The following is a 7415-nucleotide window of genomic DNA, read 5'->3' as shown; positions in this document are numbered from 1 at the left end:
GGGTGCGGGGGACTGTGCGGCCAGCCCTCGCGCACCCGCGGTCCGACGCGGGGGGAGCTCTGGCGGGGGGTGGGGCGCGGTCCGGCGCTGTCGGGGGGTTTCTCGTCGGTGACGGTCCCTGTCTCTCCCTCAGGGGCGCGGGGAACTGCGCGACCAGCCCCCCCACGCACCCGCGGCCCGACGCAAACCGTCACCACCCGCGACCCCCGTCCCTGGCCCCCCCGGGAGGGACCCGTCACCCCAACTGCCCCGGCAGTGACCCCCCGTGCACCACCACCAACCCCGACACCGCCCGCGTCAGGGCGACATACAGCCGCCGCAACCCCGTCCGCTCATCCGGCTCCCCGTCCACCACAGCCTGTGGCTCGTCCAGGACGACGTAGTCGTACTCCAGACCCTTCGCGAGCGACGCAGGCACCAGCGTCAACCGGGTCTGCTCGGTCGTCTCCTCGCCGGGTGCCAGATACGTGATCCCCGCCGCAGCGAGCCCCTCCGCCAGCACCGGAACCCGCGCATCCGCGGCGATCAGCCCGATCGACCCCTCCCGGCGCAGCAACTCCCCGCACGCGGCGATGACTTCCGACGCCTCCGACGCCTCACGGACCTCGAAGAACCCCGGGTTCTCACGGATCGACGCCACCGGCGTCAGCCCGGGCGCGATGTGGGGGAGGAGGCGGGAGGCGTAGGCGATGACGTCCGTCGGGACGCGGAAACCGGCCGTCAGCTCCTCGATGACCCCCTCCGACTTGCCGAGGTGGGCCAACGCCTCGTCCCAGCTCCGGGTCGCCCAGGGGGTCGTACCCTGCGCCAGATCCCCCAGCACCGTCGCCGAACCGGTCGTGCACCGCCGGCCCACCGCCCGGTACTGCATCGGCGAGAGATCCTGCGCCTCGTCGAGCACGACATGCCCGAGGGACGACGTACGCGCCACGATGTCGTTCGCCTCGTCGATCAGCACCGCATCCGCCGCGGACCACTTGGCGGCCTTCACCGACCGCGCCGGCTTCGCCCACAGGATCGTCTTCTGCTCGTCCGCGTCGAGGACCCCGGCCGCGTGCTCGGCCAGGAAGTCCGCGTCGGCGAGCAGCCGCAGCACCAGCTTCGCCGGATCGACCGGCGGCCAGATCGCCTTGACGGCGGCCTTCACCGCGCTGTTGCGGGCCACCGCGTCCTGCACCCGGTCGTCCGGCGCCTCCCCCGACCGCTCCATCTGCACCAGCACGGCGTGCGCGATGCGCTGCGGGAGGGCCTCGCGGGCGGCGCCGTAGCGGATGTCTCGGGCGAGCAACTCACGGACCATCTCTTCGAGTTCGTACGCCGGGACGCGCCGGCGTCGGGATCCTCGTACGACGACCACCGGCTCCGTCGGCATGGTGACGTGCGCGTACACCGCGCGACGCAGCACCTCCGCCATCCTCGCGTCGCCCTTGATGACGGCCGCCGCCGCGTCGTCAGTACCGCGCACCTCGACGTGCGCCACGAGGTCGCCCACCGTCGCCTGCCGGACACTCAACTCGCCCAGCGCCGGGAGGACTTGCTCGATGTAGTGCAGGAAGGACCTGTTCGGCCCGATGACGAGCGTGCCGGTGCGGGCGAGCCGCTCACGGTGGGCGTAGAGCAGATAGGCCACCCGGTGCAGGCCCACCGCCGTCTTCCCCGTGCCCGGACCGCCCTGCACGCACACCGTGCCGCCGAGCCCGGACCGTACGATCTCGTCCTGCTCCGGCTGGATCGTCGCCACGATGTCCCGCATCGGGCCCACGCGCGGACGCTCGATCTCCTGCTGGAGCAGCTTGCTGGTGCGGGCGGCCTCCGCCGGGTCGGAGAGGTGCTCGTCCTCGTACGCCGTGAGGTCCCCGCCCGTGTAGCCGAAGCGGCGGCGCAGCGCGATGTCCATCGGGTCCTTCTTGGACGCCCGGTAGAACGGCTGGGACACCGGCGCCCGCCAGTCGATGACCATCGGGTCGCCCTCGGCGTCGTGCACATGCCGGCGCCCGATGTAGAAGCGCTCGCCCTCCGCGCCCTCGGCCTCCTCGGCGCCGGGGGCGTGCAGGTAGTCGAGCCGGCCGAAGAACAGCGGGGTGTCGCTGAGGTCGGCCAGGGCCTTGATGCGGTCGTCGATCTGGCGGGCGAGGACCTCGGCGTTGACCCAGTTCGCGGTGACGTCGCTGATGTCGAGGGACTCGACGTCCTCGCGCATGGCACGCAGGGCGGAACGGGACACGGCCAGGTGGGAGCGCTCTCGCGAGAGCGGGTCGAGTGGGTCGTCGGCGCGCGTGGACAAGGGGGTGCCTCCGGAGGGACCTACAGGTAGGTGATCGAGAGAGCCGACCGGTTTCCGTCCGGGCGGCGGCACTCCGCGGGGGGAGGCGGGCAAGAGCGGAGATTTTAGGCGAAGGGGAAAGGCGATCGCCAACGAATATTCCGGCCCCCTCCGACCCCTAGGTGACGCCGCCTCCTCCCTGGGGGGACGGCGTCCGCCCGAAGGTGTACGGAGGCAGTACGCCGCTTCGGTCCACAGGCCGATGCCGTCTTTATGTCCGCGAATCCATCATGGAGACATGAGCGCAGCAACCATCCATCCAGCACCCGTGGGCCCCCGCGGAGCCACAGCGCTTCAGGGGCACCACCGTCATCGCCTCGGTGAAGCCCTGCGTGCCGTCAAGGTGTTCGCAGGTGCGGCCTTCGACGTGATCGTCCTCGGTGAGTACGGCGAGGAGGCGGGCGTCCGCCGCAAATGACGCCTAGGGTCACTGAGTGACCCGCCGATCACGTTCCGCAACTCCCTACTGCCTTCTGGCGGTTTCCCTCCTCGCTCTCACGGCACTCTGCACCCACCAGCCCCTCCCGATGGCCGACGCGCTGGTCTACCGGGCGGAAGGTGAAGCCGTCCTCCGCGGCGAGGATCTCTACGGCTTCACCGTCACGCAGTGGCAGCTCCCCGCCACGTATCCGCCCTTCGCGGCGCTCCTCTTCGTCCCGGCGGCACTGATTCCCCTCGCCGCCCTCAAGGCGACCTTCCTGGCGGGCAACGCGCTCATGCTCGCCGTTCTGGTCCACCTCTCCGCCCGGCTGGCGGGCGGCCCCGCGAAGCTCCGCCTGCCCGCCCTCTGCGCCGGCACCGCAGCGGCCCTCTGGCTGGAGCCGGTCCTCCAGACGATCCTCTTCGGCCAGATCAACCTCGCCCTGGTCTGCCTGGTGCTGTGGGACCTCACCCGTCCGACGGGCGCCCGCTGGAAGGGCGCCGCGGTCGGCATCGCCGCCGGCATCAAGCTGACTCCGGCGGTCTTCATCGCGTATCTCCTGCTGCGCGGGCGACGCCGGGAGGCCGGCACGGCCGCGGCGGCCCTCGCGGGGACGGTCGCGCTCGGCGCCCTCGCCCTGCCCTCCGCGAGCCTCGACTACTGGACCCGCCGCTTCTACGAGACGGACCGCGTGGGCAAGGTCTGGATCGTCGACAACCAGTCCCTGCAGGGGATGGTCGCCCGGGCCCTGGGTGATCCGGCGCCGGGCCTCGTCTGGGCGCTCCCGGCCGCCGCGGTCACGGTCACCGGCCTGTGGCTGTCGGCGCGCGCCGCCGAGGAGAGCCACGCGATCCTCCTGACGGCCTTCACCGCCCTGCTCGTCTCGCCGATCAGCTGGTCCCACCACTGGGTGTGGTGCGTCCCGCTGGCCGCCGTACTGCTGACGGAGGGCCGCCCCCGCCTCGCGGCGGCAACGGCCCTCCTCTTCACGGCCCGCACGATGTGGCTGCTTCCCCACGAGGGCGCCCGGGACCTCCGACTGCCCTGGTGGCAACAGCCATGGGCGTCGCCGTACGCGCTCTGCGCGCTGCTCGGCCTCGCCCTCCTGCTCGGCTACCCCTCCGCCAGGATCTCGTCCGCGTCCACGATCCGGTACGCGTACCCCTGCTCCGCCAGGAAGCGCTGGCGATGGGCGGCGAAGTCCTGGTCGATCGTGTCGCGGGCGACGACCGAGTAGAAGTGGGCCTGGTGGCCGTCGGCCTTCGGGCGCAGGACACGGCCGAGGCGCTGGGCCTCCTCCTGGCGCGAGCCGAAGGTGCCCGAGACCTGGATGGCGACCGTGGCCTCCGGCAGGTCGATGGAGAAGTTCGCGACCTTGGAGACGACGAGGACGCTGATCTCGCCCTCCCGGAAGGCGTCGAAGAGCTTCTCGCGCTGGGCGTTGGAGGTCTCGCCCTTGATCACGGGCGCGTTCAGGTGCTCGCCCAGTTCGTCGAGCTGGTCGATGTACTGGCCGATGACCAGGATCTGCTGCCCCGCGAACCGGCGGACGATGGCCTCCGTGACCTTCCGCTTGGTGTCGGTCGTCGCGCAGAAGCGGTACTTCTCCTCCTGCTCGGCGGTGGCGTACGCGAGCCGCTCGGCGTCGGTGAGGTTGACGCGGACCTCGACGCAGTCGGCGGGCGCGATGTAGCCCTGCGCCTCGATCTCCTTCCAGGGCGCGTCGAACCGCTTCGGACCGATCAGGGAGAAGACGTCCGACTCGCGGCCGTCCTCACGCACCAGGGTCGCGGTCAGGCCGAGGCGGCGGCGGGCCTGGAGGTCCGCGGTGAACTTGAAGACCGGCGCCGGCAGCAGGTGCACCTCGTCGTAGAGGATCAGGCCCCAGTCCCGGGAGTCGAAGAGCTCCAGGTGCGGATAGACACCCTTCCGCTTCGTCGTCAGCACCTGGTACGTGGCGATGGTGACCGGGCGGATCTCCTTCTTCGTACCGCTGTACTCGCCGATCTCCTCCTCGGTGAGCGACGTCCGCTTCACCAGCTCGTGCTTCCACTGGCGGGCCGAGACGGTGTTCGTGACGAGGATGAGGGTCGTCGACTTCGCCTGGGCCATAGAACCGGCGCCGACGAGGGTCTTGCCGGCGCCGCACGGCAGCACCACGACCCCGCTGCCGCCGTGCCAGAAGTTTTCCACGGCCTGCTTCTGGTAGGGCCTGAGCGCCCACCCGTCCTCGTTCAACTCGATCGGGTGGGCCTCGCCGTCGACGTACCCGGCGAGGTCCTCGGCCGGCCAGCCCAGCTTCAGCAGCGTCTGCTTGATCTGGCCGCGCTCGGAAGGGTGCACGGCGACGGTGTCCGGGTCGATGCGGGCGCCGACGAGCGGCGCGACCCGCTTCGAGCGCAGTACCTCCTCCAGGACCGGGCGGTCGGTGGTGGTGAGGACGAGGCCGTGCGTCGGGTGCTTGGAGAGCGTCAGACGCCCGTAGCGGTCCATCGTGTCGGCGATGTCGACGAGCAGCGCGTGCGGCACGGGGTAGCGGCTGTACGTGACCAGTGCGTCCACGACCTGCTCGGCGTCGTGTCCGGCCGCGCGGGCGTTCCACAGGCCGAGCGGTGTCACCCGGTAGGTGTGGATGTGCTCGGGAGCCCGCTCCAGCTCCGCGAACGGGGCGATCGCCCGACGGCACTCATCGGCCCGCTCGTGATCGACTTCCAGGAGCAGGGTCTTGTCCGACTGGACGATCAGTGGTCCGTTCACGTGCGTACGTCCTTCCGCTCGGCCACTCGACCAAACGTCCAGTGTGCCTCATACGCGGACGATCACATCCGGCTCACGGCGGAGCTCACTCCTCTCCCCCTGATCCCATGTCTCCCCCTGATCCCATGATCCCCGTTCTCGGCCCGCTGATAGCTTGGCCCGGTAGTGATCATCTTTGCTGACAACACCAAGGCGGACGGCTACGGCGTCCGGACCTACGCGTACTCGAAGGTGAATCTCTGCTACATCAAGCGAGGCGTCGGCGACGTGCGGTGCACCGGCTACAAGCACGCGAAGGCCTAGCAGGCCCCGGGGGCGGTCTCACGCAGGCCGCCCCTCGCTCGTACTCCCTGAGCCGCTCCCCGAGTCCTACAGGATGTCTTTTCATCCCTGCGGGTGGTGCCGGTTTCACCTGTACGGCGGTGTCTGCGAAGAATGCCGACCGTGCAGCCCTACTCGCGTGATCCGTCCCCGCCGACCACCACTCTCGGGTACGCCCTGTTCGCCACCCGCTGGCTGCAGGCCCCCCTCTACTTCGGCCTCGTGGCCGCCCAGGGGGTGTACGTCTACAAGTTCTTCAACGAGCTGTGGGCCTTAATCCTCCGCTGCGTGACCGGGCAGGCGACCGAGAACTACGTCATGCTCGCCGTGCTCAAGCTCGTCGACGTCGTGATGATCGCCAATCTGCTGATCATGGTGATCGTCGGCGGCTACGAGACGTTCGTCTCCCGCATCGGCCTCCAGGGCCACCGCGACCAGCCGGAGTGGCTCTCGCACGTCAACTCCAACGTGCTGAAGGTCAAGCTCGCCACCGCCATCGTCGGTATCTCCTCCGTCCATCTGCTCCAGATGTTCGTGGACGTCCACCACACCTCCCGCCACGCACTGCTGTGGGGCACGGTGATCCACATGGCGTTCATCGCCTCGGCGGGGATCCTGGCGTACATGTCGGGGCCGATGGCCGCGCAGAGCGAGCGGGCCGCTCAGCACGCCCATCAGGCGCACGTCCCCGAGGAACCCGCCCCGAAGGTGTTCGTCCCGGCGCAGGCCACGGCACGTGACGACGAGCCCAGCGCCGAGGAGCGGGTGCGCGCCGCCGGTTTCCCCGCACGCAAGCTGCTGGAGGAGTTCGACTCCGAGCACCCGCACTCCTTCGACCGGGAGGCCGTGGCCCGGCTCGGCAAGCTGGACTTCGTCGCCGCCCGCCGCAACGTGGTCTTCGTCGGACCGCCCGGCACCGGCAAGACGCATCTGGCGGTCGGCCTCGGCGTGCGGGCCTGCCAGGCCGGCCACTCGGTGCGGTTCGCGACCGCTGCTCAGTGGGCGGCCCGGCTGGCCGGTGCACGGGACGCGGGACGGCTCGCCGAGGAGCTGACCGCGCTCGACGAGCACGCCGTGCTGATCGTCGACGAGGTCGGCTACACCCCCTTCGAGGCGGGGACCGCGCCGCTGTTCTTCCAACTGGTCGCGCACCGCTACGAGCGTGCCTCGCTGATCGTGACCGGCGACCGCCCGCTCGGCCGCTGGGACGAGATCTTCGGCGGCCCCTCCGCGCTCGCGATGGTGGACCGGCTGGCCCACCACGCCGAGCTGGTCCGGATCGACGGCGACAGCTATCGGCTGCGCCGCCCTACCGCAGCGTGGGCAGACTGACGTTGTTGATCAGCGGCCCCTCGACGGTGAGGCCCTCGGTGATCAGGGACTCGCCGGCGGGGGCAGGCAGGGGCAGGGGAAGTGCGGAGGCGGCGGCCGCGGCCTCGGGGGCGAGAACGGTGACCATGGCGCTCGCGGAGATGAGAGCGGCGACGGCTGCGGAACGGGCGCGCGCGGGGCGCTTGGCAGGCATGGGGGCGTCAGGGCCTTTCACAGACGGAGGGCGGGGCGACCTGCGGGCGGGCCGGCCCTGGCGCCGGA

The 7415-nt window shown here is 70.8% G+C and carries 6 protein-coding genes and 1 pseudogene; 4 read left to right on the top strand and 3 right to left on the bottom strand.

Features of this window, described 5'->3' with window-relative positions; genetic code table 11:
• Nucleotides 1-235: 235 nt before the first annotated feature.
• The gene (locus ACZ7L5_RS42655; RefSeq protein ID WP_471524183.1) at nucleotides 236-2284 is read right to left on the bottom strand and encodes a HelD family protein; all 2049 of its coding nucleotides are present in this window, start codon (nucleotides 2282-2284) and stop codon (nucleotides 236-238) included.
• Between the two features lie 277 nt (nucleotides 2285-2561).
• Between ACZ7L5_RS42655 and ACZ7L5_RS42650 the strand changes: the two genes are divergently transcribed.
• The gene (locus tag ACZ7L5_RS42650; protein WP_328880869.1) at nucleotides 2562-2741 is read left to right on the top strand and encodes a hypothetical protein; all 180 of its coding nucleotides are present in this window, start codon (nucleotides 2562-2564) and stop codon (nucleotides 2739-2741) included.
• 109 nt (nucleotides 2742-2850) lie between these two features.
• Nucleotides 2851-3852, top strand: a pseudogene (locus ACZ7L5_RS42645) (glycosyltransferase 87 family protein); the annotation flags it as partial.
• Between the two features lie 5 nt (nucleotides 3853-3857).
• Here ACZ7L5_RS42645 and ACZ7L5_RS42640 read toward each other — a convergent pair.
• Nucleotides 3858-5501 carry a DNA repair helicase XPB gene (locus ACZ7L5_RS42640; protein ID WP_328880870.1) on the bottom strand — a complete coding sequence of 548 codons (1644 nt, stop codon included), beginning with the start codon at nucleotides 5499-5501 and terminating at the stop codon, nucleotides 3858-3860.
• A gap of 165 nt (nucleotides 5502-5666) precedes the next feature.
• Between ACZ7L5_RS42640 and ACZ7L5_RS42635 the strand changes: the two genes are divergently transcribed.
• On the top strand, nucleotides 5667-5804 hold the full coding sequence (locus ACZ7L5_RS42635; RefSeq protein WP_471524180.1) for a hypothetical protein: 138 nt from the start codon (nucleotides 5667-5669) through the stop codon (nucleotides 5802-5804).
• Between the two features lie 132 nt (nucleotides 5805-5936).
• Complete coding sequence (istB, locus tag ACZ7L5_RS42630; RefSeq protein WP_471524178.1) at nucleotides 5937-7154, top strand: IS21-like element helper ATPase IstB; 1218 nt, start codon at nucleotides 5937-5939, stop codon at nucleotides 7152-7154.
• Here the strand turns inward: istB and ACZ7L5_RS42625 are convergent.
• Entirely contained in the window at nucleotides 7132-7347 is a 216-nt protein-coding gene (locus ACZ7L5_RS42625; RefSeq protein ID WP_363038995.1) for a hypothetical protein, read from the bottom strand. The genes istB and ACZ7L5_RS42625 overlap by 23 nt on opposite strands.
• Nucleotides 7348-7415 lie beyond the last annotated feature (68 nt).

The organism is Streptomyces sp. NPDC107528 (genome assembly GCF_055639295.1).
The sequence above is the reverse complement of the archived record's forward strand: the minus strand, read 5'-3'. Positions and strand labels throughout refer to the sequence as shown.

Coding starts and splice junctions, on each gene's coding strand:
- ACZ7L5_RS42650 (WP_328880869.1), top strand. CDS start 2,562: ATGAGCGCAGCAACCATCCATCCAGCACCCGTGGGCCCCCGCGGAGCC.
- ACZ7L5_RS42625 (WP_363038995.1), bottom strand. CDS start 7,347: ATGCCTGCCAAGCGCCCCGCGCGCGCCCGTTCCGCAGCCGTCGCCGCT.
- istB (WP_471524178.1), top strand. CDS start 5,937: ATGCCGACCGTGCAGCCCTACTCGCGTGATCCGTCCCCGCCGACCACC.